Below are 24,906 nucleotides of genomic sequence, written 5' to 3'. Positions count from 1 at the left end.
AAATTGCTCCCGAAAGCGGGTCCGCTTTCGGGAGCGAAAGCCTATCCGTCCGTTCAGTTCGCCGCGAAGCAGTAAAAGAGCCCAGCCCCGCCGGTGCTCTTCAGGGCGTCCTGGCTGCAGCCGCCCCGTGAGGCATGGGACGAATTCCAGGACTTCGCCGGCGGCGACTCGTCAAGGCCCGTGCGGTCGTGGTGCCCGAGCATCGCGGCTCCTTCCGTGCCGCTCTTCGTCCAGTTGCCGCAGGTCATGTCCTGGTTGCCGGAAAAGGCCGTGCCGTCGGGCTGCGAGCCGGTCAGCATGTCGTGCTCGTTCGGCTGGTCGCCGCGTCCCTTCACAGGCTCGCCCTTCTCGGTCAGGGCCGTCTGCTTGGTGAGATTGTTGCTGGCGCCATGCAAGTCCGCCACATCCTTGGCGATTACGACGCCCTTGGCGTTCTGCCAGGGGCCGCGCCCGATCCGATCCCTCGCGTTGACGACCGTGCCGCCGCCCGAGCTTTGCGTCGACAGATAGGCCCGCCAGATCTTCCCGCGAATGCCGGCGGCTTCGGCCAGGGACTGGCAATGCCGGTCCGCTCCTTCGAGCCCGCCCAGATCCGCGCCCTTGCCGGAACCCACGCTGGTGACGAAGAACGTGGTGTCCTGGGCGCTCTGTGCCTGAGCGGCACCCGTGGGAGCGAGGGCAAACAGCCCGATTGCGGCGATGAGCCAACCGCCATTCATGGTGTGCATCGTTTTTCCTCCGTGGTGGATTGAGGACCGCCCTTGTTCGAGACGGACGGTTCCAGAGACAATCCTGACAGGAGAATCATTCCCTGCTCACGGCGTTTTGAGGGCAGGGGAGGACCATTGCGGATGGGACGCCGGTCAGGCCTCCTTGCGCAGATGCTCCACCAGTTGCCGCGCGGAGGGCGGGAGATCCTTCAGGGAGCGGATGCAGAGGGTGAGGTCGCGGGCGGCCCACGAATCCTCCAGCTCGACCGGCACGATGGCCGTGGTGCGGGCGGCGCGGCGGGCGGTGGTTTCAGGCACGATGCCGAGTCCGACGCCTGCTTCCACCATGCGGCAGACGGCGTCGAAGCTGCGCAGCTGCACCCTGAGCCGGATCGGCTTGCCGATCCGGGTCGCCTTGCTGGCGAGGAAACGCTGGAGGGCGCTCGCCCGATCGAGGCCGACGAAATCGTGCTCCAGCACCTCGGCGAACGGGATGCTGGCGCGGGAAGCGAGGGGATGGCCCTTCGGCACCACGAGCACGAAGCGGTCGCTCCGGAACGGGTAGGTTTCCAACCGGCCCGTATCGACCGTGCCGGCCACGATGCCGAGATCGCCGACCCCTTCCGCGATCAGGCCGACGATCTCGTCGCTCAGTCGCTCTTCCAAGTCGATGGAGACATGCGGATGCTCGGCCAGGAAGGTGCCGAGCGCCTCCGGCAGGAACTCCGTGAGCGCGTTGGTGTTGGAGAGGATCCGGATCTGGCCCGTCAGCCCGCCCGTATAGGTGCCCAGGTCCTCGCGCAGGCGCTCGGCCTGGGCGAGAAGGGCGCGAGCATGCTGGAGCAGGGTCCGTCCGGCAGGCGTCGGGGTCACCCCCGCGCGGGTTCGCAGGAGAAGGGGGGCACCGAGGGACTTTTCCATGTTGCGGATGCGGGTGCTCGCCGCCGCCAGCGCCAGATGGGCCCGCTCGGCCCCGTGGGTAATGCTGCCCGCCTCGACCACATGGCGGAAGAGGCTCAGGTCCGTCAGATCGAATTGCATAGGTTTCCTTCGTCAACCGCGAAGGGAGATAAGAATAATTAAAAATTGTGCGATAAGCGACCCTGTAGCAAACTTCGCGGCTGACGAAGTGTGCCTCCTGCCGCGTGTCCGGCGGAAGGCGCATTGCGGTGTTGCCGCGCTTCCGTTACGAACCATTCCAAACTACGGGCGGCCGATACCGCTGATCAGGAGTGAACACCATGGCTGAGGCGAAAGTGGCCCCGCGGCCCCTGTCCCCGCATCTTCAGATTTACCGGTGGAGCTGGACGATGGCGATGTCCGTCGCCCACCGCATCACGGGCATCGCGCTCTATGGCGGCATCGCCCTGTTCGCCATCTGGCTCGTGGCCCTGGCCTCCGGGCCGTCGGCTTTTAACGCCGTTCAATGGTTCTTCGGCTCGCCGCTCGGCTACCTGATCCTGTTCGTCTACACCTGGATCCTGATGCACCACATGCTCGGCGGCGTGCGCCACCTGGTGTGGGATTTCGGCTACGGCATGGAGCCGGAGCAGCGCATCAACATGGCCCGCTTCACCCTCGTCGGCTCGGTCGCGCTCACGCTCGCGATCTGGGTCGTCGCCTTCATCGCCTTCTAAGGAGCAGGATCCATGGCCGACAACAGGGCTGATACCCGCGTTTCCATGCGCACCCCGCTCGCCCGCGTGAAGGGCCTCGGCGCCTCCGGGCACGGGGTCGAGCATTGGTGGCTCCACCGCGTCACGGCGGTGTCGAACGTGCCCCTCATCATCTCCTTCGTGATCATCGTCGCGGCGCTGGCGCATTCCCCGTCCTACCAGGAGGCCATCGCGGTCATCTCGCACCCGCTGGTGGCGATCATCCTGATCCTCGCGGTGATCTCGGTCGTGAACCACATGCGGCTCGGCATGCAGATCGTCATCGAGGATTACGTCCACGACAAGGGCCCGAAGATCGCGGCCGTGATCGCGAACAATTTCTACGCCGTGATCGTCGGGGTGGCCTGCCTCTATGCCATTCTCAAGGTCAGCCTCGGCCGCATCTTGCTTTAAGGAATTCACACATGGCTCAAGCAACGAACGGCGCCGCCGTCAACGGCAAGGCCTATACCATCATCGACCACACCTTCGACGTCGTGATCGTGGGCGCGGGCGGCGCGGGTCTTCGCGCCACCGTCGGCTGCTCGCAGGCCGGCCTGCGCACCGCCTGCATCACCAAGGTGTTCCCGACCCGCTCGCACACGGTGGCGGCGCAGGGCGGCATCTCCGCGTCGCTGGGCAACATGGGGCCGGACGATTGGCGCTGGCACATGTACGACACCGTGAAGGGTTCGGACTGGCTCGGCGACCAGGACGCCATCGAGTATCTCGTGCGCAACGCGCCCGCCGCCGTCTACGAGCTGGAGCACTGGGGCGTTCCCTTCTCCCGCACGGCCGAGGGCAAGATCTACCAGCGTCCCTTCGGCGGCATGACGACCGATTTCGGCAAGGGCACCGCGCAGCGCACCTGCGCGGCCGCCGACCGCACGGGCCACGCGATCCTGCACACCCTCTACGGCCAGGCGGTGAAGAACCAGACCAACTTCTTCATCGAGTATTTCGCCCTCGACCTGATGATGGATTCCGACGGCCGCTGCGTCGGCGTCGTGGCCCTCAACCAGTCCACCGGCGAGATCCACCGCTTCCGCGCCCATATGACGATCCTCGCCACCGGCGGCTACGGACGCGCCTATTTCTCGGCGACTTCGGCCCATACCTGCACGGGCGACGGCAACGCCATGGTGCTGCGCGCAGGCCTGCCGCTGCAGGACATGGAGTTCGTGCAGTTCCACCCGACCGGCATCTATGGTTCGGGCTGCCTCATCACCGAGGGCGCGCGCGGCGAGGGCGGTTACCTCACCAACTCGGAAGGCGAGCGCTTCATGGAGCGCTATGCGCCGTCCGCCAAGGACCTTGCCTCCCGTGACGTGGTCTCGCGCGCCATGACCATGGAAATCCGCGCCGGACGCGGCGTCGGCAAGAACAAGGACCACATCTATCTCCACCTCGACCACCTCGACCCAAAGATTCTGCACGAGCGCCTGCCCGGTATCTCGGAAAGCGCCAAGATCTTCGCGGGCGTCGACGTGACGAAGGAGCCGATCCCGGTCCTACCGACCGTGCACTACAACATGGGCGGCATCCCGACGAACTATCACGGCGAAGTGCTGACCCTGAAGAACGGCAACCCGGACACGGTGGTGCCGGGCCTGATGGCGCTCGGCGAAGCGGCCTGCGTGTCCGTGCACGGCGCGAACCGCCTCGGCTCGAACTCGCTCATCGACCTCGTGGTGTTCGGCCGCGCGGCCGGCCTGCGCTGCGCCGAGATCCTGGAGCCGAACGCCCGTCATGCGGACCTGCCGAAGAACGCCGACGAGCTCGCGCTCTCGCGTCTCGACAAGTTCCGCTACGCCAACGGCTCGACCCCGACTGCGGAGCTGCGCCTCCAGATGCAGAAGACCATGCAGAACAACTGCGCGGTGTTCCGCACCGGCGAGGTTCTGGAAGAGGGCCGGAAGCTCATCCACGACGTGTGGAGCGCCTCCGCCGACATCAAGGTCACGGACCGCTCGCTGATCTGGAACACCGACCTTCTCGAGACGCTGGAGTTCGACAACCTGATCGGACAGGCCGTCGTCACCATGGAAGGCGCGGCGAACCGTCAGGAATCCCGCGGCGCCCATGCCCGCGAGGACTTCACCGAGCGCGACGACAAGAACTGGATGAAGCACACGCTCGCGTGGCTCGACGACACCTCCCACAAGGTGACGCTCGATTACCGCCCGGTGCACACCTACACCATGTCGAACGACATCCAGTACATCGAGCCCAAGGCTCGCGTGTACTAACCAACACCCGTCATGGCCGGGCTTGTCCCGGCCATCCACGTCTTCTCACGCCGACACGGAGCAAAGGCGTGGATACCCGGCACGAGGCCGGGCATGACGAAGTAGAGGCAAGGTAAGACCTAATGGCCCAGTTCACCCTCCCGAAAAACTCCAAGTACACCGAAGGCAAGTCCTGGCCGAAGCCGGAAGGCGCCACGAACGTCCAGGAATTCCGCATCTACCGCTGGAACCCGGACGACGGGCAGAACCCGCGCATCGACACCTATTACGTCGACCGGGACGATTGCGGCCCGATGGTTCTCGACGCGCTGTTGTGGATCAAGAACAACGTCGACTCGACGCTGGTCTTCCGCCGCTCCTGCCGCGAGGGCATCTGCGGTTCCTGCGCCATGAACATCATGGGCGGCAACACGCTCGCCTGTACGCTCGGCATCGACGATTGCGCGTCGGATTCCATCAAGATCTATCCGCTGCCGCACATGCCGGTGCTGAAGGATCTTGTGCCGGACCTGACGAGCTTCTTCGCCCAGCACGCCTCCGTCGAGCCCTGGCTCCAGACGGAGACGCCCGCGCCCGAGACCGAGTGGCGCCAGACGCCGGAGGAGCGCTCCAAGCTCGACGGCCTCTACGAGTGCATTCTCTGCGCCTGCTGCACCACCTCGTGCCCGAGCTACTGGTGGAACGGCGACCGTTTCTTGGGCCCGGCAGCCCTGCTCCAGGCCTATCGCTGGCTGATCGATTCCCGCGACGAGAACACCGGCGAGCGCCTCAACAACCTGCATGATCCGTTCCGGCTCTATCGCTGCCACACGATCATGAACTGCGCCAACACCTGCCCCAAGGGCCTGAACCCGGCAAAGGCCATCGCCGAGGTCAAGAAGATGATGGTCGCGCGAGTCGTGTGACGTTGCGTCGGTGACGCTTCCTTGCAACAACTTCACGAAAAGGCGCCTCGGGCGCCTTTTTTTGTCGCGCGCTATCCCATATGTCGAAGCCGGAACAATGTTGGCCTGGGTTCATATTCCTCTTTGTAGCCTGGGCTGCGAGAGAACCCGTCCGAACGGACGCCCACGCATGCGAGGACCAAGATGACGAAGCCGCTGTGGCTGACCACTGCTGTAATCTGCTCCGCCCTGGCGCTCGGCGCGTGCTCCTCAACCCGCCTCAGCGGTCCGCCGGTCCGTGGCGCAGCGGCGGCACCGATCACGGAGGCTCCGCCGGTCGAGGCCGTCCCGTCGGGACCCGTCGAGGCTTCCCCGCTGCCGCCGATTGCCGGCGCGCCGATCGCTCCCGGCATGACCACTCCCCCGGCCGGCGGAACGGAAATCGCCGGCCTGCCGCCCGCGCCTCCGCCGCCGACCATCGGCGGGCCGGCCCCTGCGGCGGCTCCCGCCCCGGCTCCGACGAACCGCACCGCCATGGTGGGCAACTGGAGCGTCCAGACCTCCGGTGGTTCGTGCCGGGTCCAGCTCTCGAGCACGCCGGCCCTCGATCTCTACCGCGCTTCCGCATCCGGCTGCTCCAACCAGGACCTGTCCAAGGTCAATGCCTGGGATTATCGCGACGGCGAGGTCTATCTCTACCAGACCGGCGGTTCGGTGACGGCGCGCCTGCGCGGATCCTCCTCGTCGCTCAGCGGCGTTCTCGCCAAGTCCGGCGCGCCGCTCAGCCTGACGCGGTGATGACCGGCGAAAAACTCGTCCGCCTTTCGTGAACGAGCCTCCACGTCATGGCCGGGCTTGTGCCGGCCATCCCGATGAAGTGAAACGCCGCGCCTTTCCGATCGAGATCACCGGCACAAGGCCGGTGATGACATAGTGGGTAAGTGGTCGACTAAGCTTTGAGAACTGGCCGTTTTTCAACGTAATCACCCTCAAGACGTTTGCGCTGCAAGGCGGGGAGGGGTATCGGTCATCCCGTGAACGACACCTCCTTTTCCTCGCCCCATTCCATCACGGCCCGTTACAACGCCCTGGTCACGTCGGGCGCCATCGAGCGCGACCCGGCGCAGGTGGCCCTGCTCAAGCGGCTGGAGACGCTAGCCGAGAGCCTCGCCAACCATCGCCTCGCCCGCAAGCCCAGCGCGCTCGGCTGGCTGTTCGGCAAGAAGAGCGCGGAGACGCCCAGGGGGCTTTACGTCTGGGGCTCGGTCGGGCGCGGCAAGACCATGCTGATGGACCTGTTCTTCGAGGCGCTGCCCGTGCGGCGCAAGCGCCGGGTGCATTTCCACGCCTTCATGGCCGACGTGCACGGGCGCATTCACGAGTACAGGCAGAAGCTGAAAAACGGGACGGTCACGGGCGACGATCCCATCGCGCCCGTGGCGGAGAGTTTGGCCCAGGAGGCCTGGGTGCTCTGCTTCGACGAGTTCACCGTCACCGACATCGCCGACGCCATGATCCTGGGGCGCCTGTTCACGGCGCTTTTCGCCCATGGGGTCGTGGTCGTCGCCACCTCCAACGTGGAGCCGGACCGGCTCTACGAGGGCGGCCTCAACCGTTCGCTCTTCCTGCCCTTCATCGGGCTTCTGCAGGAGCGGATGGCCGTGGTGAAGCTCGAGTCCCGCACGGATTTTCGGCTCGAGAAGCTCGCGGGCAGCCCCGTCTTCTATGCGCCGGCCGACCACCACGCGCACCTTGCGCTCACCCGCGCCTTCAAGAGCCTGACGGGCCGCGACAGCGGCAAGCCCGTGACCCTGACCGTCAAGGGACATCCCGTCGAAGTGCCCCAGGCCGCAAGCGGCGTGGCGCGCTTCTCCTTCGCGGATCTCTGCTCCAAACCACTTGGCGCCTCCGATTACCTCGCCGTGGCCGAGGAGTTTCACACGGTCGTGCTCGAAAACATCCCCGCCATGTCCTTCGAGCGGCGCAACGAGGCGAAGCGCTTCATCCTGCTCATCGACGCCCTCTACGACGCCCATGTGAAGCTTCTCGCCTCTGCCGAGGCCGAGGTCCATGAGCTCTACCACGCCGACAGCGGCCGGGAAGCGTTCGAGTTCGACCGCACGGTGTCGCGCCTGATCGAGATGCGGTCCGAGGAATACCTGTCCCTTCCGCATGGTCGGGAAAAGTCCGGCAGCTCCGAGGGACTGGCCGAAACTTAAAGGACCATGCAAAACCCACCGCCCACATCCTGAGAGTCTGACTCGTAAAGCACCGGGACCTCTCCTCCCCCTTGTGGGGAGGGTTAGGGTGGGGGTGTCGGCGCCACGCTGGTCCAGTTCAGCGCCGACACCCCCACCCCGGCTGCGCCACTTGATGAGCCAGCCTCTCAGGGTGAGGCTCTCAGGGCAGGGGCGGAACACGGTTATGTCCGATGTTCTAAGTTTTTGTTTTATCGCATCTTTGCACGCAAAACCGGTTCCCACTTTTGCGTTCGATGTTCTAGCGGCTCAACTCAGGAACAGGCTGGCGATGAGGGCGAAGATGGTCAGCCCCATGAGCGCCGTCGCGCCCCATCCGAGCCAGGCGAGCCAGCTCTCCACGGTATAGTCCCCCAACACCCGCCTGTTGGTGACGATGCCCATCATCATGGCCATGATCGGGGCGGCCGCGATGCCGTTGATGACGGCGCTCCACAGAAGCAGCTTGATGGGATCAATGCGCGAGAACGCGAGAAGAATCCCAAGGCATGTGGCGGCGCCGAGGATCAGGTAGAAGCCGCGCGCCTTCATCACGGTGGATTCCAGGCTGCTGCGCCACCCGAAAGCGTCGGCCGCCGCATAGGCGGCCGAGCCCGCGAGAACCGGCACGGCCAGCAACCCCGTCCCGATGATGCCCGCGGCGAACACGAAGAAGGTGAAGGGTCCCGCGATGGGGCGAAGGGCTTCGGCGGCCTGGGACGCCGTTTGAATATCGGTGACGCCGCCTTCGTGCAGGGTCGCGGCCGTCGTGACGATGATGAAGAAGGCGACGAGGTTGGAAAAGATCATTCCGATCCAGGTGTCGATGGTGATCCCCTTTAGCCGCGCCTGTGCCCGCTGGGGCGAGCGCCTGAAGCTGTTGCTGTGCTTCAGCCTGTCCTCCTCCACTTCCTCCGCCGCCTGCCAGAAGAAGAGGTACGGGCTGATGGTGGTGCCGAGGATCGCGACGACGAGAAACCAGTAATCCGAGCTGAAGGAGAGGCGCGGGACGAACGTCGCCGTGAACACCTCGCTCCACGGCACATGGATGCTGAAGGCCGCCGCCACATAGGCGAAGAGTGCGAGTGTCAGGCCTTTCAGATAGGGTGCATAGCGCCTGTACGAGATGAAGACTTCGCAGATCAGGCAGAAGAGTCCGAAGGCGGCGGCATACACGTGAGGAGGGCCGCCCGTCAGCATTCGCAAGGCCTCGCCCATGGCCGCCAGATCGGCTGCGATATTGATGATGTTCGCGCCGCAGAGCAGGGCGATCAGCCCGAACACGAGAGGGCGCGGATAGACGGCCCGGGCATTGGCCGCGATCCCGCGTCCCGTGACCGCGCCGATGCGGGCGCTGACGATCTGAATGGTGGTCATGAAGGGCGTGGTGAGGAACACCGTCCACAGCAGGCCGAAACCCGTCTGGGCGCCGGCCTGGGAATAGGTGGCGATCCCGCTCGGGTCGTCATCCGCCGCCCCTGTGATCAGGCCAGGACCCAGCAGGTTGAAGAGGGATCGGCGATGTTTCGGCACGGGTTACGTCACAAAGGAGCCTGGGTGCTGATCACTCAAGGGTCCGGACAGTAGGCGCGATGGGACACAGGTCCGTCAAGTGGAACCATTCTGGCCCGGCATCCTCACTTCGTGCTAACGAGGCCCCGATCGATCCCGCTTCACGCAAGCGGCCGCCCCGGACCGGATGTCATGAAGAACGTGCGCCATACGATGCCTGTGGAGACACGGCTCCTCAACATCGCCGCCGATCAGCTGCGTCGCCACGGCTCCAAGCACGTCACCGTGGTCGGTATCGCAGACGCGTCCGGCATGACCCATGCCAATGTCTACCGCTACTTCGCCAACAAGGCGGCCCTCATCGACGCGGTCGCCGGGCAATGGCTGCGGAGGATGGAGGCGACCATCGCGGACGTCGCGGATTCCCCCGATCCCGCCGACGACAAGCTGGAGCGCCTGATCCAGGCCTGGGCGCGCATCCACCGGGATCTCCTGAAGGAAGACCGGCATCTGTTCGACGTCTATTGCTCGGCCACCGAGACCTCCCGCCCCCTCATCCGCAAACACCGGTCCCGGATGCGCCTGCTGATCGACCGGGTGCTTGACGAGGGGATCGCGACGGCCAAGTTCGACCCCCGGGACCGAGAGAAAGCTCACGGTTTCATCACGGATTCCGTCTATCGTTTCATCAATCCCCTGACCGTGCGGCTGGACGCCGAGGTGCCCCAGGACATCCTCGACCAGCGCCTCGCGACCATGATCCGGGTCGTCCTGCGGGCGCTGGCGAACGGTAGCGTGTAACATGAGTTACAAAATCTGTAATTTGTAACAGAAAAATTCAACGACCTTCGACAGGCTCAAGCCGCTGTAAACGCGAAGTATTTTAGAACCGTTAGGCTTGCCGAGACTTTCCCAGGGCCGGAATGCCTTGCCTGTTAACCTTTTGGTCGCTTGATGACCGCCCATCTCTCATGGCAAACAGCGCCACCTCAAAAAGGCGGTGCCTCAAATAAGGCCCTTGCCAAAACCCAAGGACAGACCATGGCCCGGAAAAAGATCGCGCTCATCGGTGCAGGCCAGATCGGCGGAACCCTCGCCCATCTCGTCGGCTTGAAGGAACTCGGCGACGTCGTTCTCTTCGACATCGCGGAAGGCATCCCCCAGGGCAAAGGTCTCGACATCGCTGAATCCGCGCCGGTCGACGGTTTCGACGCCAAGTACAAGGGTGCGAACGACTACTCGGCCATCGAAGGCGCCGACGTGATCATCGTGACCGCCGGCGTGCCGCGCAAGCCCGGCATGAGCCGTGACGACCTCATCGGCATCAACCTGAAGGTCATGGAAGCGGTCGGCAACGGCATCAAGCAATATGCCCCGAACGCCTTCGTCATCTGCATCACCAATCCGCTCGACGCCATGGTGTGGGCGCTCCAGAAGTTCTCCGGCCTGGCTCCTGAGAAGATCGTCGGCATGGCCGGCGTGCTGGATTCGGCCCGCTTCCGTCACTTCCTGGCCGAGGAGTTCAACGTGTCGGTCGAGGACGTGACCGCCTTCGTGCTCGGCGGCCATGGCGACGACATGGTGCCGCTCGTGCGCTACTCGACGGTCGCCGGCGTTCCGCTGCCCGATCTCGTGAAGATGGGCTGGACCTCCCAGGAGAAGCTCGACGCCATGGTCGAGCGCACCCGCAAGGGCGGCGGCGAGATCGTCAACCTTCTCAAGACCGGCTCCGCCTTCTACGCGCCGGCCGCGTCCGCCATCGCCATGGCCGAGAGCTACCTCAAGGACAAGAAGCGCGTCCTGCCCTGCGCGGCCTATCTCAACGGCCAGTACGGCGTGAAGGACATGTTCGTGGGCGTTCCGATCGTGATCGGCGAGAACGGCGTCGAGCGCATCGTCGAGGTCGAGTTCTCGGCCGACGAGAAGGCCATGTTCGAGAAGTCCGTCGCCTCGGTGCAGGGCCTCGTCGACGCCTGCAAGCAGATCAACTCGGCTCTGGCCTAAAATTCCTCAAGACGTCGGGGCCGGGCGTTCAGCCCGGTCCGCACGCCTTCAACCGCTGACGCGGAGAGAAACGAATGAACATCCATGAATATCAAGGCAAAGCGGTTCTGAAGGAATTCGGTCTGCCCGTCTCCCGCGGCAAGGCCATCTTCTCCGCCGACGAGGCCGAGGCCGCCGCTAAGGAACTCGGCGGTCCGCTCTGGGTCGTGAAGTCCCAGATCCACGCGGGCGGTCGCGGCAAGGGCAAGTTCAAGGAAGCCGCTGCCGGCGAGAAGGGCGGCGTGCGCCTCGCCAAGTCCGTCGAAGAGGTGAAGGAATTCGCCAAGCAGATGCTCGGCAACACCCTGGTGACGATCCAGACCGGCGAGGCCGGCAAGCAGGTCAACCGCCTCTATATCGAAGACGGCTCGGACATCGAGACCGAACTCTACCTCTCCATGCTGGTGGACCGCGCCACGGGCCGGGTCGCTTTCGTCGTCTCGACGGAAGGCGGCATGGATATCGAGCAGGTCGCCCACGACACTCCTGAGAAGATCCTGACCTTCTCGGTCGATCCGGCCACCGGCGTGATGCCCCACCACGGCCGCACGGTCGCCAAGGCGCTGGGCCTGAAGGGCGCGCTCGCCAAGGAAGCCGAGGATCTGGTGACCAAGCTCTACACGGCCTTCATCGCGAAGGACATGGAGATGCTGGAGATCAACCCCCTGATCGTCACCAAGGACCAGCACCTCAAGTGCCTGGACGCGAAGATCTCCTTCGACGGCAACGCCCTCTATCGTCATCCCGACATCGTCGCGCTGCGCGACATCACGGAAGAGGACGAGAAGGAAATCGAGGCCTCCAAGTACGACCTCGCCTATATCGCGCTCGACGGCACCATCGGCTGCATGGTCAACGGCGCGGGCCTCGCCATGGCGACCCTCGACATCATCAAGCTCTACGGCGAGGAGCCGGCGAACTTCCTCGATGTCGGCGGCGGCGCGTCAGAGGAGAAGGTGACGGCGGCGTTCAAGATCATCACGGCCGATCCGAACGTGAAGGGAATCCTCGTCAACATCTTCGGCGGCATCATGAAGTGCGACGTCATCGCCCGCGGCGTGATCGCCGCCGTGAAGGCTGTCGGCCTGCAGGTTCCGCTGGTGGTCCGCCTCGAGGGCACGAATGTGGAAGAGGGCAAGCAGATCATCCGCGAATCCGGCCTCAACGTGATCCCGGCTGACGATCTCGACGACGCCGCCCAGAAGATCGTGAACGCCGTGCGCGGCGGAAAGTAAGGTTTCGAGCTGATGTCCATCCTCATCAACAAAGACACCAAGGTCATCTGCCAGGGCTTCACCGGCAAGAACGGGACCTTCCACTCCGAGCAGGCCATCGCCTACGGCACCAAGATGGTCGGCGGCACCTCGCCCGGCAAAGGCGGCTCGACGCACCTGAACCTGCCCGTGTTCGACACGGTCATGGAAGCGCGCGAAGCGACCGGCGCCGACGCTTCGGTGGTCTACGTTCCGCCGCCGGGCGCGGCTGATGCCATCTGCGAGGCGATCCAGGCCGAGATCCCGCTCATCGTCTGCATCACCGAAGGCATCCCGGTGCTCGACATGGTGCGCGTGAAGCGGGCGCTCGAAGGCTCCAAGTCGCGCCTCATCGGCCCGAACTGCCCGGGCATCGTGACCGCGGGCGAGTCGAAGATCGGCATCATGCCGGCCAACATCTTCAAGCCCGGCTCCGTCGGCATCGTGTCGCGCTCCGGCACGCTCACCTACGAGGCCGTGTTCCAGACCACCAATGAAGGCCTCGGCCAGACCACCGCGGTCGGCATCGGGGGCGACCCGGTGAAGGGCACCGAGTTCATCGAGATGCTCGACATGTTCCTCTCCGATCCCAAGACCGAGTCGATCGTCATGATCGGCGAGATCGGTGGCTCGGCCGAGGAAGAGGCGGCCGAGTTCATCGCCCGCGAGGCCAAGAAGGGCCGCAAGAAGCCGATGGTCGGCTTCATCGCCGGCCGCACGGCTCCTCCCGGACGCCGCATGGGCCATGCCGGCGCCATCATCTCCGGCGGCAAGGGCGGCGCGGAAGACAAGATCGCCGCCATGGAGGCCGCGGGCATCCGCGTGTCCCCGTCGCCGGCACGACTCGGCAAGACCCTGGTCGAGGTTCTCAAGGGTCGATAACGAACAGGCCGCCCCGACGATGGGGCGGCCAAACAGCTTTTGGATTGTAGGTTGCCATGGCACGCCAAGACGCCAACGAAAACTTCCTGAACACCGCTTTCCTCTATGGGGCGAACGCGTCCTACATCGAGGAACTCCAGGCCCGCTACGAGAAGGATCCCGGCTCGGTCGACGCCGAATGGCAGGCCTTCTTCGGCGCCTTGAGGGACGACAAGCAGGCTGTCGAGAAGGCGGCCAACGGCCCCTCCTGGGAAAAGCAGAACTGGCCGATCCCTGCCAATGGCGAGCTGATCTCCGCCCTCGACGGCAACTGGGCCCAGGTCGAGAAGGCGGTCGGCGACAAGATCAAGGCGAAGGCGGAAGCCAAGGGCGTCGAGATCAGCCAGATCGACGTGCAGCAGGCGACCCGCGACTCCATTCGCGCCATCATGCTGATCCGCGCCTATCGGGTGCGCGGCCACCTGCATGCGAAGCTCGATCCGCTCGATATCAACCCGCGTCCAAACGACCAGGAACTGCACCCGTCCCATTACGGCTTCACGGAAGCCGACTGGGACCGCAAGATCTTCCTCGACAACGTGCTCGGCCTTGAGTTCGGCACGATCCGCGAGATCGTCGCGATCCTGGAGCGCACCTATTGCCAGACGCTCGGCGTCGAGTTCATGCACATCTCCGACCCGGTCGAGAAGGCCTGGATTCAGGAGCGCATCGAAGGTCCCGATAAGGAAATCACCTTCACGATGGAAGGCAAGCGCGCCATCCTCAACAAGCTCGTCGAAGCGGAAGGCTTCGAGAAGTTCCTGGACGTCCGCTACACCGGCACCAAGCGCTTCGGCCTCGACGGCGGCGAGTCGCTCATCCCGGCGCTCGAGCAGATCATCAAGCGCGGCGGCAATCTCGGGGTGAAGGAGATCGTGTTCGGTATGGCCCATCGCGGCCGTCTCAACGTTCTCACCCAGGTGATGGGCAAGCCGCACCGGGCCTTGTTCCACGAGTTCAAGGGCGGCTCCTTCGCGCCCGACGACGTGGAAGGCTCGGGCGACGTGAAGTACCACCTCGGTGCTTCTTCGGACCGCACCTTCGACGGCAACAACGTCCACCTGTCGCTGACCGCCAATCCCTCGCACCTCGAGATCGTCGATCCCGTCGTGCTCGGCAAGGTCCGCGCCAAGCAGGACCAGCACGGCTGCACGCCCGACAACCGCACGGCCGTGATGCCGCTGCTCATCCACGGCGACGCCGCTTTCGCCGGTCAGGGCGTGGTGGCGGAATGCTTCGGATTGTCCGGCCTGCGCGGTCATCGCACCGGCGGCTCGATTCACTTCATCATCAACAACCAGATCGGCTTCACCACCGATCCACGGTTTTCGCGCTCCTCGCCTTATCCGTCGGACGTGGCGAAGATGGTCGAGGCGCCGATCTTCCACGTGAACGGCGATGACCCGGAGGCCGTCGTGTTCGCCGCCAAGGTGGCGGCCGAGTACCGCCAGCGCTTCCAGAAGCCCGTCGTCATCGACATGTTCTGCTACCGCCGCTTCGGCCACAACGAGGGCGACGAGCCGGCCTTCACCCAGCCGCTCATGTACCGCAAGATCCGGTCGCACCCGGCGATCGTCGAGCTCTACTCCAAGAAGCTCGTCGACGAAGGCGTCGTCACCGAGGCCGAGGTCGAGGAGATGAAGTCGAGCTGGCGTTCGAAGCTCGACGCCGAGTTCGACATCGCGGCCAACTACAAGCCCAACAAGGCCGATTGGCTCGACGGCCGCTGGTCCGGGCTCAAGGCGGTCCGCGAGGACCAGGACGATCCGCGTCGCGGCCAGACCGGCGTGTCGACCGAGACCCTGCAGCAGATCGGCAAGGCGCTCACCACGATCCCGGAGGGCTTCCACGTCCACCGCACGATCCAGCGCTTCCTCGACAACCGCAAGAAGATGCTGGAGACCGGCGAAGGACTCGACTGGGCGATGGCCGAGGCCCTCGCCTTCGGCTCGCTCCTGATCGAAGGCCACCGCGTGCGCCTCTCCGGCCAGGACGTGGAGCGCGGCACCTTCTCGCAGCGCCACTCGGTTCTCACCGACCAGGAGAACGAGGAGCGCTACACCAACCTCAACCACATCACCGAGAACCAGGCCCGCTACGAGGTCATCAACTCGATGCTGTCGGAAGAGGCGGTGCTCGGCTTCGAGTACGGCTACACCCTGTCGGAGCCCAATGCGCTGACCTTGTGGGAAGCGCAGTTCGGCGACTTCGCCAACGGCGCCCAGGTGGTGTTCGACCAGTTCATCTCCTCGGGCGAACGCAAGTGGCTGCGCATGTCGGGTCTCGTCTGCCTGCTGCCGCACGGCTACGAGGGCCAGGGTCCGGAGCATTCCTCCGCCCGCCTCGAGCGCTTCCTCCAGATGTGCGCCGAGGACAACATGCAGGTGGGCTACTGCTCGACGCCCGCCAACTACTTCCACATCCTGCGCCGCCAGCTGAAGCGCGACTTCCGCAAGCCGCTGATCCTGATGACGCCGAAATCCTTGCTGCGCCACAAGCGCTGCACGTCCAGCCTCGCCGACATCGCGGAGGGAACCTATTTCCACCGTGTGCTGCAGGACAGCGCCCAGGGCGCATCCGAGGGCATCAAGCTGGTGAAGGACGACAAGATCCGGCGCGTGGTGATCTGCACGGGCAAGGTCTATTACGACCTGCTCGAGGAGCGCGAGAAGCGGGGCATCGACGACGTCTACCTGCTTCGCGTCGAGCAGCTCTATCCGTTCCCGGCCAAGTCCGTGGCGGCCGAGTTGTCCCGCTTCAAGAAGGCCGACGTGGTGTGGTGCCAGGAAGAGCCCAAGAACATGGGCTCCTGGATGTTCGTCGAGCCCTATCTCGAATGGGTGCTCAAGACGGCGGGCTCCAAGGTGGACCGCCCGCGCTATGTGGGACGCCCCGCCTCCGCGGCGACCGCGACCGGCCTCATGTCCAAGCATACGGCTCAACTGCAAGCCTTCCTCGACGAGGCTTTCGCGGCTTAAAAACCGCGAAAGTCCTCTCCCCATTCCGAGGGGCTTAACCTCAAGCCCCGCAAGACCCAAAGACGACCATGGCAACCGAAATCCGCGTACCCACCCTTGGCGAATCCGTGTCAGAGGCCACCATCGGCCGCTGGTTCAAGAAGCCCGGCGACCCCGTGAAGGCCGACGAGCCCGTGCTCGAGCTCGAGACCGACAAGGTGACGCTCGAGGTCAACGCTCCCGCGAGCGGCACCCTCGGCGACATCGTGGCCAAGGACGGTGAGACGGTGAGCCCCGGCGCGGTGCTCGGCTCCATCGTCGAAGGCGGTGCTGCGGCGGCTCCCGCCGCATCCAAGGCAGAAGCGCCCAAGGCTGCTCCTGCCCCCGTCGCTGCTGCTCCCGCTCCTGCCCCGGCTGCCGCTGCCCCCGGCGCCGCCAAGGACCACGGCCCGGCCGTCGCCCGTCTCGCGGCCGAGAGTGGCGTGAGCCCGGCGGGCGTCGCCGGCTCCGGCAAGGACGGCCGCGTGACCAAGGGCGACATGCTCGCCGCCATCGCAACGGGCGGCGCTTCGGCTGCCGCGCCGGCTGCTCCCGTTCAGGTGCGTGCTCCCTCGGCTCCGGTCGATGCGGAGCGTGAAGAGCGCGTGAAGATGACGAAGCTTCGTCAGACCATCGCGCGCCGCCTGAAGGACGCGCAGAACACCGCCGCCATGCTCACCACGTTCAACGACGTGGACATGAGCGCGGTCATGAACCTGCGCAGCCAGTACAAGGACGTGTTTGAGAAGAAGCACGGCACCAAGCTCGGTTTCATGGGCTTCTTCACCAAGGCGGTGATCCAGGCACTCAAGGACGTCCCGGCGGTGAATGCCGAGATCGACGGCCAGGATCTCGTCTACAAGAACTACTACCATATCGGCATCGCGGTCGGCACCGAGAAGGGCCTCGTGGTTCCGGTGGTGCGCGATGCGGACAATCTCTCGATCGCCGACATCGAGAAGAAGATCGCCGATTTCGGCCGCCGCGCCCGTGACGGCAAGCTCTCCATCGACGAGATGCAGGGCGGCACCTTCACGATCACCAACGGCGGCATCTACGGCTCGCTGATGTCGACGCCGATCCTCAACGCGCCGCAATCGGGTATTCTCGGCATGCACCGCATCGAGGAGCGTCCGGTGGTCCGCAACGGCCAGATCGTCGTGCGCCCGATGATGTATCTCGCGCTCTCCTACGATCACCGCATCGTCGACGGCAAGGAAGCCGTGACCTTCCTCGTGCGCGTCAAGGACGCGCTGGAGGATCCGGCCCGCCTCGTTCTGGATCTGTAAGTTTTTCACCATGTCTGTCATGGCCGGGCTTGTCCCGGCCATCTCGATCGGAGGGGCTCCGTGCTTCACCGTATCGGGATCACCGGCACAAGGCCCGTGATGACGAAGTGAGGGGTAAATCAATGTCCTACGATGTTATCGTCATCGGCACCGGCCCCGGCGGCTACGTGGCCGCCATCCGGGCCGCGCAGCTCGGCCTGAAGACCGCCGTCGTCGAGAAGCGCAAGACCCATGGCGGCACCTGCCTCAATGTGGGCTGCATTCCCTCGAAGGCCCTGCTGCACGCCTCGCACATGTTCGAGGAAGCGCGCGATCATTTCGCCGGCCTCGGCATCGGCGTGTCGGCGCCGACCCTCGACCTCAACACCATGCAGGCCTTCAAGCAGGAAGGCGTCGACGGCAACACCAAGGGCGTCGAGTTCCTGCTCAAGAAGAACAAGATCGATGCCTTCATCGGCACCGCGCGCATCGCGGCTCCCGGCCAGGTGGAAGTGACGGGCGAGGACGGTTCGAACCAGATTCTCGAGACCAAGAACATCATCATCGCCACGGGTTCGGACGTGACCCGCCTGCCCGGCATCGAGATCGACGAAAAGATCGTGGTCTCGTCCACGGGCGCGCTCGAACTCGAGAGCGTGCCGAAGCGCCTCGTGGTCATCGGCGCCGGCGTGATCGGCCTGGAGCTCGGTTCCGTGTGGCGCCGCCTCGGTTCCGAGGTGACGGTGGTGGAATATCTCGACCGCATCCTGCCCGGCATGGACGGTGAGGTCGCCAAGAACTTCCAGCGCATCCTCGCCAAGCAGGGCTTCCAGTTCAAGCTCGGCTCCAAGGTCACCAAGGTGGAAAAGACCGCCACCGGCGCGACGCTCACCTTCGAGCCGGCCGCCGGCGGTGCGGCTGAGACCATCGAGGCCGACGTGGTGCTCGTCGCCATCGGCCGCGTGCCCTACACGCAGGGCCTCGGCCTCGATCACGTGGGCGTCCAGCTCGACAATCGCGGCCGCATCCAGACGGATTCGCATTTCTCCACCAACGTGACCGGCATCTACGCCATCGGCGACGTGATCGCCGGCCCCATGCTCGCCCACAAGGCGGAGGACGAGGGCGTTGCCGTGGCCGAAATCATCGCCGGCAAGGCGGGCCACGTGAACTACGACGTGATCCCGAGCGTGGTCTACACGTTCCCCGAGGTCGCCTCCATCGGCAAGACGGAGGAGGAACTGAAGGCCGCGGGCGTCGCCTACAACGTCGGCAAGTTCCCCTTCACGGCCAACGGCCGTGCCAAGGTGAACCGCACCACGGACGGTTTCGTGAAGATCCTGGCCGATGCGAGCACCGACAAGGTGCTCGGCGTCCACATCATCGGCCCGGAAGCCGGCAACCTCATCCACGAGGCAGCGATCACCATGGAGTTCGGCGGTTCGTCGGAAGACATGGCCCGCACCTGCCACGCGCATCCGACGCTTGCGGAAGCTGTGAAGGAAGCCGCTTTGGCGGTGGAGAAGCGCGCCATCCATATGTAATATGGATTCATGGCAAAGCTTCACTTCATCCATTCGGTGATGAATGCAGGCAAGACGACCCATCTCCTGCAGGTTCGTTACAACTACATCGAGAACGGCGGCCACGTGCTGCTGTTCACGAGCCTAATCGACGACCGTTTCGGTGTCGGCAAGGTGAAGTCCCGCATCGGCCTCGAGGCCGATGCGATCCCGCTGCGCAAGGACGAGGATATCGCGGCCATCGTCGCGGCGGAGCATGCCAGGAAGAAGGTGACGGTCGTTCTGATCGACGAGGTCCAGTTCATGACGGCCGATCAGGTCCGTCAGCTGGCCTGGATCGTCGACGAGCTCAAAATTCCCGTCATGGCCTATGGGCTGAAGAACAACGTGTACGGCACGCTGTTCAGCGACGCCATCGCGACCATCATGGCGCTGGCCGAGGATTTTCAGGAGATCAAGCAGCTCTGCCATTGCGGCCGCAAGGCCACGATGATCCTGAAATACGACCGCAACGGCGAGGCCGTGCGCTCGGGCGAAGTGGTGGAGATCGGCGGCGAGGGCCGCTACGTGTCCGTCTGCCGTCCCCACTGGACGCAAGGCGATATCGGCCCCGCCGCGCGCCAGCTGCTCGCGCATCCGATCGCGGCGGAGTAGCCGACGAGAGGGTGTTACGACGCGACAGTGTGATCCCGTGTACGAAGTGCGGGACTGAGACCCCCGCGCGTCATGGCCGGCCTTGTGCCGGCCATCCCGCTTGTGTGAAGCACCGTCCTGCTCTCCTCCCCCTTGTGGGGAGGAGGTGGGGGTGTGAGCGATAGCCTATGAAGGTCTGGCGCCGACACCCCCACCCCGGCTGCTTGCGCAGCCACCCCTCCCCACAAGGGGGAGGGAAGCACCCGCGCCGCTTGACGAGCCAGCCTCTCAGGATGAGCGTTGGAGAGGGGGCTGAGAGGAGCGCTCCCTTTCCATCCTCTCCCCCGTCATGGCCGGCCTTGTGCCGGCCATCCCGATTGGAAAGGCGCACTCTTCCGATCGGGATCACCGGCACGGGTCCCCGGATCAAGTCCGGGGAGGTGATGACGTCGAGACGGTGGTTGGCTGGACGCAATGTTCCCACTTTGTTCTTGACAGCGGGCTCAAGCTCGGCTATATCATTGCCCATCCCCGCCCGCCGAGGGGCGCGCTTCGCGAGGCGTCACGAGTGTCGGGGCAGGGAGCGGGCCTGCCCGCCGGTCACGCAGCCGGCGGACAGGAGGCCCTTGGTGCCTGTGGGCTGCCAAGTCGAAACGCCTAAAAATCCCGCGTGCGAGGCGCCGTCCGGCTCTTCCACTCAACCCTAGCATCGAGCCGGCGGCCTCTCGCACCTCCCTCGAGCCCTGCAGGCTCGCAGCGCAAGCTGCGGGCCCACAGGTGCTGGCTCTTTGATATCAGACACACCCGCCGTCATCCCGAGGTCGCGCAGCGGAACCCGGGACCCAGAGCCGCCGACGGTGCAAAACGAGACGCAACGCGGCTCGTCCTGTCTTGAGACGTCGCGGTTATGGGTTCCCGCCTGCGCGGGAATGACACCGGGATCGTTACGCGAGCCGTCATGGCCGGCCCTGTGGCGGCCCTCTCGATCCGAATGGCGCTGCGCTTCAATCCATCGAGATCACCGGGACAAGCCCTGTGATGACGGCGAGGGTGTCGGTTGGGCGGAGCATTTGACGCACCGGGTTCGGCCGTAGGGCGAAGCAAGACCAACCCTCTCCCCCACAAGGAGCGAGGGCAACCCAGTCCCTATCCGGTACATGCCGGCGGAGCGGCCGCGCATCCCGAATGGCGCCTGACGCTCACTTCACCCGTGCCCGCGGATGCGCCCCGTTGAAGGCATCCATCAATCGTGCCGCATCCACCTTCGTGTAGAGCTGCGTGGTCGAGAGCGAGGCGTGGCCGAGGAGTTCCTGGATGCCGCGCAGGTCGCCGCCCCTGGCGAGAAGATGCGTCGCGAAGGAATGGCGCAGGGCATGGGGCGTGGCGCTGTCCGGCAGGCCGAGCGCTCCACGCAGCTCCTCGACGGCGAGCTGGATGATGCGCGGCGAGAGAGGACCTCCCCGCGCCCCGACGAAGAGCGGGCCCTCGGGCGGAATCGCATAAGGGCAGAGCTGCAGGTATTCCTCGACGGCACGCCGGATCGGCGGAATCACCGGCACGCTGCGCATCTTGCCGCCCTTGCCGGTGACCGTGACCGTGTCGGTGCCGTCCACCGGCGCATCGCGCCGCTGGAGGCCGAGCGCCTCCGAAATGCGCAGGCCCGCCCCGTAAAGCAATGAGAGCACGGCGGCATCGCGGGCCAGGATCCAGGGTTTTCGGTCCTCGGACGCCCGCGTGTCGGCGTTCGTCAACGCGACGGCCGAGGAGGCGGAGAGGGGACGCGGCAGGTTCTTGTCCACCTTCGGGGTGCGAATCGCGGCAAAAGCCGAGGCCGTGCCGTGGCCCTCCCGCTCCAGGTGCCGGGCGAAGGAGCGCAGGGCCGCGAGCTGGCGCATGAGCGAGCGGCTTCCGACCGAATCCATCCGCCGTGCCGCCAGGAAGGAGCGAATGTCCATCGGCTTCAGGCTCAAGATGCCCTTGACGCTCGGCGGCTCGCCGAGATGGTTGGTGAGAAAGGCGAGGAACTGGCGCAGATCCCGCGCATAGGCCTCGACGGTCTTCGCCGAGAGCCGCCGCTCCTTGGCCAGGGAAGCGAGCCAGGCCATGGCCTCGCGGCGGGTGTCATCCGCGCCGGGAAGGACCAGATCGAGAACATTTTGTGTGGCGCTGCTTGACATGAGTCCCATTTATGCAAGGGCAGAACCGTAGCACTCACAGGTTAACTCCTTATCGATGACAAGCCGCATCGCCGATGTCCTCATCCCGCTGGCGCTGGACACGGCCTATTCCTATGCCGTGCCGGATGGCCTCCCTGTCGAGGAAGGCGATGTCGTGCAGGTGCCGCTCGCCAACCGCGAGGTGGCCGGGGTGGTCTGGGCAATGCGGGACGGGCAGGGGGGCAATCTCAAGAAGGTGACAGGCGTCATCGAGGCGCCGAACCTGTCGCCCCGGATGCGCAAGTTCCTGGACTGGATCGCCTGGTACACCCTGGCGCCCAAGGGCTCGGCCCTCGCCATGGGGCTGAAGATCCCGGATCCGGACCGGCAGGAGGTCGTCCGCGTCGGCGTGAAGCTCGCCGGATCCCTGCCGAAGCGTATGACGCCCGCGCGGCAGAAGGTCATGGAGGTCGCCCAGGATGGAACCGTGCGGCTGAAAAGCGAACTGGCCCATGCGGCCGGGGTCAGTGCGGGCGTGGTCAACGGTCTCATCGACGAGGGCGCCCTGGAGACTGTGGCGCTTCTGGCCGAGCCGGTCGCCGAGACGCCCGATCCGGCCTTCGGCCACACCGCTCTCTCCGACGGCCAGCGCGAGGCGGCCGATGAGCTCGTCGCCGCCATGGGCGAGGAGCATGCCCCCGTGATCCTGCTCGAAGGCGTCACGGGTTCCGGCAAGACGGAGGTCTATTTCGAGGCGGTGGCCGAGGCCGTGCGGAGCGGCCGGCAGGCGCTGATCCTCATGCCGGAAATCGCGCTGACGGCCCAGTTCCTCGACCGGTTCGCCGCCCGCTTCGGCGTGAAGCCGGCCACCTGGCATTCCGGCGTCACGGGCCGCAAGCGAGAGCGCCTCTATGCGGCCATCGCGGCCAATGAGGTGAAAGTGGTGGCCGGAGCCCGCTCGGCCCTCTTCCTGCCATATGCGGATCTCGGCCTCATCATCGTCGACGAGGAGCACGAGACCGCCTACAAGCAGGACGATGGCGTCCACTACCATGCCCGCGACATGGCGGTGGTGCGCGGCAAGATCGAGAACGCCCCCGTGGTGCTGGCCTCCGCGACGCCCTCCATCGAGAGCCGGGTCAATGTGGAGCGCGGGCGCTACCGCCACGTGAAGCTACCGGAGCGATTCGGCGGGCGCTCCATGCCGCAGATCAGGGCCGTGGACCTGCGCAAGGAGGCCATTCCGAAAGGCCGCTGGCTCTCGCCGACCCTTGTGTCGGCCGTGGAAGACACGGTCGCAAAGGGCGAGCAGGCGTTGCTCTTCCTCAACCGGCGGGGCTATGCGCCGCTCACCCTCTGCCGGGCCTGCGCCCATCGCTACGAATGCCCCAACTGCTCGTCCTGGCTGGTGGAGCACCGCTTCCGGCGTTCCCTGGTCTGCCACCATTGCGGCCATGTGGAACGGACCCCTCATGCCTGCGTGGAATGCGGCAGCGTCGATTCGCTGGTGCCCTGCGGGCCCGGCGTGGAGCGGATCGCCGAGGAGGCGACCGAGCTGTTCCCGGATAAGCGCTGCATCGTCCTGTCCAGCGACTTCCCGGGCGGCACGGAGCGCCTTCGGGCGGAGCTGGCGGCCATCGCGGCGGGCGAGTTCGACATCGTGATCGGCACCCAGCTCGTCGCCAAGGGGCACAATTTCCCGCTCATGACCCTGGTAGGCGTGCTCGATGCCGATATCGGTCTCACCTCGGGCGATCCCCGCGCCGCCGAGCGCACCTTCCAGATGCTCCAGCAGGTCACGGGCCGCGCCGGCCGCGGCGAGAAACCCGGACGAGCCCTGGTCCAGACCTGGCAGCCGGACCATCCGGTGATCGCGGCTCTCATCTCCGGCGATGCCGAGCGGTTCTACGAGGAGGAGACCCGCGTCCGGGAGATGGCAGGCCTGCCTCCCTTCGGACGGCTTGCCTCCCTGATCGTTTCGGCGGAGGAACGGGAGGCGGCCGAGGCCCATGCCCGCGCCATGGCCCTCGTCGCCGAGCCCCCGCCCGGGGTGACGGTGCTCGGCCCTGCCGAGGCGCCGCTCGCCCTGATCCGTGGCCGTTACCGCTTCCGGCTCCTGGTGAAGACCGAGCGGGAGGTGGATCTCCAGGCCTACCTGCGCGGCTGGATGGCCCGCTGCCCGAAGATCCGCGGCAACACCCGCGTATCCATCGACGTGGATCCGCAGAGCTTTTTGTGATCAAGAGAAAGCTTCATCACTAAGACAAGGCCCCATGACCAAGATCGTCCACTGCATCCGCCACGGCCAATCCACCTTCAACGCCCATTACGCCGAACATGGCGAGGATCCCGGGCATTTCGATGCCCGCCTGACCGAGCTCGGCCTGCGCCAGGTGGCCGAGCGGGCGCCCGAACTGCGCCCGAACCCTTATGAACTTATCGTGACCTCGCCGCTCACCCGGGCCATCCAGACCACCCTGGGCCTGTTCGGCGATCATCCGGCCCGGCCGACGATCCTGGTGGAATGCCTCCACCGCGAGCACCTGGAGAGCAGCTGCGACGTCGGCAGCGCCGTCTCCGACCTGTCGCGGGAATTTCCCCACCTGTCCTTCGGGCACCTGGACGAGGTGTGGTGGCACAATGAGGGCGAGATCAACGAGAGGGGTTTCGTCACCGAGCCTGCCCATGTGTTCGAGGAGCGGGTCGAGCGGTTCCGGGGCTGGCTCGCGGAGCGGCCGGAGACGATGATCGCCGTGGTGGGACACGGCACCTTCTTCAGCAGGCTCACCGGCCGGTTCCTCGCCAATTGCGAGGTTGCCACCCTGGAGCTTTGAGGCTCTCAACGCGGGGCGATGCCAAAAGCCCA

Annotated in this window: 20 protein-coding genes; 16 read left to right on the top strand and 4 right to left on the bottom strand. The window is 65.5% G+C overall.

Annotated elements, in window-relative coordinates:
* Positions 1-53: 53 nt before the first annotated feature.
* Complete coding sequence (locus DDF70_RS03330) at positions 54-728, bottom strand: hypothetical protein (RefSeq protein ID WP_114943445.1); 675 nt, start codon at positions 726-728, stop codon at positions 54-56.
* A 135-nt stretch (positions 729-863) separates the two neighbouring features.
* Positions 864-1,751: a LysR family transcriptional regulator gene (locus tag DDF70_RS03325; protein ID WP_114943444.1), complete on the bottom strand. Its 888-nt coding sequence runs from the start codon at positions 1,749-1,751 to the stop codon at positions 864-866.
* Between the two features lie 200 nt (positions 1,752-1,951).
* On the opposite strand from DDF70_RS03325, the gene sdhC reads away from it, so the two are divergent.
* The 6 genes from sdhC to zapE all read left to right on the top strand — a co-directional run bounded on the left by sdhC (position 1,952) and on the right by zapE (position 7,717).
* Complete coding sequence (gene sdhC / locus DDF70_RS03320; protein WP_009493502.1) at positions 1,952-2,347, top strand: succinate dehydrogenase, cytochrome b556 subunit; 396 nt, start codon at positions 1,952-1,954, stop codon at positions 2,345-2,347.
* 12 nt (positions 2,348-2,359) lie between these two features.
* Positions 2,360-2,779 (top strand): succinate dehydrogenase, hydrophobic membrane anchor protein, encoded by a 420-nt coding sequence (gene sdhD / locus DDF70_RS03315; protein WP_009493500.1) that lies wholly within the window; start codon positions 2,360-2,362, stop codon positions 2,777-2,779.
* Positions 2,780-2,790: 11 nt separating this feature from the next.
* Positions 2,791-4,614, top strand: a complete 1,824-nt coding sequence (gene sdhA / locus DDF70_RS03310; protein ID WP_114943443.1) for a succinate dehydrogenase flavoprotein subunit — start codon at positions 2,791-2,793, stop codon at positions 4,612-4,614.
* Between the two features lie 122 nt (positions 4,615-4,736).
* Positions 4,737-5,519: a succinate dehydrogenase iron-sulfur subunit gene (locus DDF70_RS03305; RefSeq protein ID WP_114943442.1), complete on the top strand. Its 783-nt coding sequence runs from the start codon at positions 4,737-4,739 to the stop codon at positions 5,517-5,519.
* Positions 5,520-5,702: 183 nt separating this feature from the next.
* Positions 5,703-6,296 (top strand): AprI/Inh family metalloprotease inhibitor, encoded by a 594-nt coding sequence (locus DDF70_RS03300; protein WP_114943441.1) that lies wholly within the window; start codon positions 5,703-5,705, stop codon positions 6,294-6,296.
* Positions 6,297-6,532: 236 nt separating this feature from the next.
* The gene (gene zapE / locus DDF70_RS03295) at positions 6,533-7,717 is read left to right on the top strand and encodes a cell division protein ZapE (RefSeq protein WP_114943440.1); all 1,185 of its coding nucleotides are present in this window, start codon (positions 6,533-6,535) and stop codon (positions 7,715-7,717) included.
* Positions 7,718-8,005: 288 nt separating this feature from the next.
* Here the strand turns inward: zapE and DDF70_RS03290 are convergent, their stop codons facing one another.
* The gene (locus DDF70_RS03290) at positions 8,006-9,268 is read right to left on the bottom strand and encodes an Nramp family divalent metal transporter (RefSeq protein WP_114943439.1); all 1,263 of its coding nucleotides are present in this window, start codon (positions 9,266-9,268) and stop codon (positions 8,006-8,008) included.
* A 171-nt stretch (positions 9,269-9,439) separates the two neighbouring features.
* Here DDF70_RS03290 and DDF70_RS03285 point away from each other — a divergent pair, with 171 nt between their 5' ends.
* From DDF70_RS03285 to DDF70_RS03250, 8 genes are all read left to right on the top strand, one after another.
* Positions 9,440-10,048 carry a TetR/AcrR family transcriptional regulator gene (locus DDF70_RS03285; protein ID WP_245435354.1) on the top strand — a complete coding sequence of 203 codons (609 nt, stop codon included), beginning with the start codon at positions 9,440-9,442 and terminating at the stop codon, positions 10,046-10,048.
* A gap of 240 nt (positions 10,049-10,288) precedes the next feature.
* Positions 10,289-11,251: a malate dehydrogenase gene (gene mdh, locus DDF70_RS03280; protein WP_114943438.1), complete on the top strand. Its 963-nt coding sequence runs from the start codon at positions 10,289-10,291 to the stop codon at positions 11,249-11,251.
* A 74-nt stretch (positions 11,252-11,325) separates the two neighbouring features.
* Positions 11,326-12,525 (top strand): ADP-forming succinate--CoA ligase subunit beta, encoded by a 1,200-nt coding sequence (gene sucC / locus DDF70_RS03275; protein ID WP_114943437.1) that lies wholly within the window; start codon positions 11,326-11,328, stop codon positions 12,523-12,525.
* A 12-nt stretch (positions 12,526-12,537) separates the two neighbouring features.
* Entirely contained in the window at positions 12,538-13,425 is an 888-nt protein-coding gene (gene sucD, locus DDF70_RS03270; RefSeq protein WP_114943436.1) for a succinate--CoA ligase subunit alpha, read from the top strand.
* A gap of 56 nt (positions 13,426-13,481) precedes the next feature.
* Positions 13,482-16,442, top strand: a complete 2,961-nt coding sequence (locus DDF70_RS03265; protein WP_114943435.1) for a 2-oxoglutarate dehydrogenase E1 component — start codon at positions 13,482-13,484, stop codon at positions 16,440-16,442.
* 68 nt (positions 16,443-16,510) lie between these two features.
* Positions 16,511-17,749, top strand: coding sequence for a 2-oxoglutarate dehydrogenase complex dihydrolipoyllysine-residue succinyltransferase (gene odhB, locus DDF70_RS03260; RefSeq protein ID WP_114943434.1), 1,239 nt, complete (start codon positions 16,511-16,513; stop codon positions 17,747-17,749).
* A 122-nt stretch (positions 17,750-17,871) separates the two neighbouring features.
* Positions 17,872-19,272: a dihydrolipoyl dehydrogenase gene (gene lpdA, locus DDF70_RS03255; RefSeq protein ID WP_114943433.1), complete on the top strand. Its 1,401-nt coding sequence runs from the start codon at positions 17,872-17,874 to the stop codon at positions 19,270-19,272.
* Positions 19,273-19,281: 9 nt separating this feature from the next.
* Entirely contained in the window at positions 19,282-19,905 is a 624-nt protein-coding gene (locus DDF70_RS03250; RefSeq protein WP_114943432.1) for a thymidine kinase, read from the top strand.
* Positions 19,906-21,083: 1,178 nt separating this feature from the next.
* Here the strand turns inward: DDF70_RS03250 and DDF70_RS03245 are convergent.
* On the bottom strand, positions 21,084-22,070 hold the full coding sequence (locus DDF70_RS03245) for a tyrosine recombinase XerC (RefSeq protein ID WP_114943431.1): 987 nt from the start codon (positions 22,068-22,070) through the stop codon (positions 21,084-21,086).
* 46 nt (positions 22,071-22,116) lie between these two features.
* Here DDF70_RS03245 and DDF70_RS03240 point away from each other — a divergent pair, with 46 nt between their 5' ends.
* Positions 22,117-24,279, top strand: a complete 2,163-nt coding sequence (locus DDF70_RS03240) for a primosomal protein N' (protein ID WP_114943430.1) — start codon at positions 22,117-22,119, stop codon at positions 24,277-24,279.
* Between the two features lie 34 nt (positions 24,280-24,313).
* The gene (locus DDF70_RS03235) at positions 24,314-24,874 is read left to right on the top strand and encodes a histidine phosphatase family protein (protein WP_114943429.1); all 561 of its coding nucleotides are present in this window, start codon (positions 24,314-24,316) and stop codon (positions 24,872-24,874) included.
* Positions 24,875-24,906 lie beyond the last annotated feature (32 nt).

It is taken from the genome of Microvirga calopogonii (assembly GCF_003347665.1).
GTDB lineage: Bacteria > Pseudomonadota > Alphaproteobacteria > Rhizobiales > Beijerinckiaceae > Microvirga > Microvirga calopogonii.
This window is presented reverse-complemented; position numbering and strand designations above follow the sequence as displayed.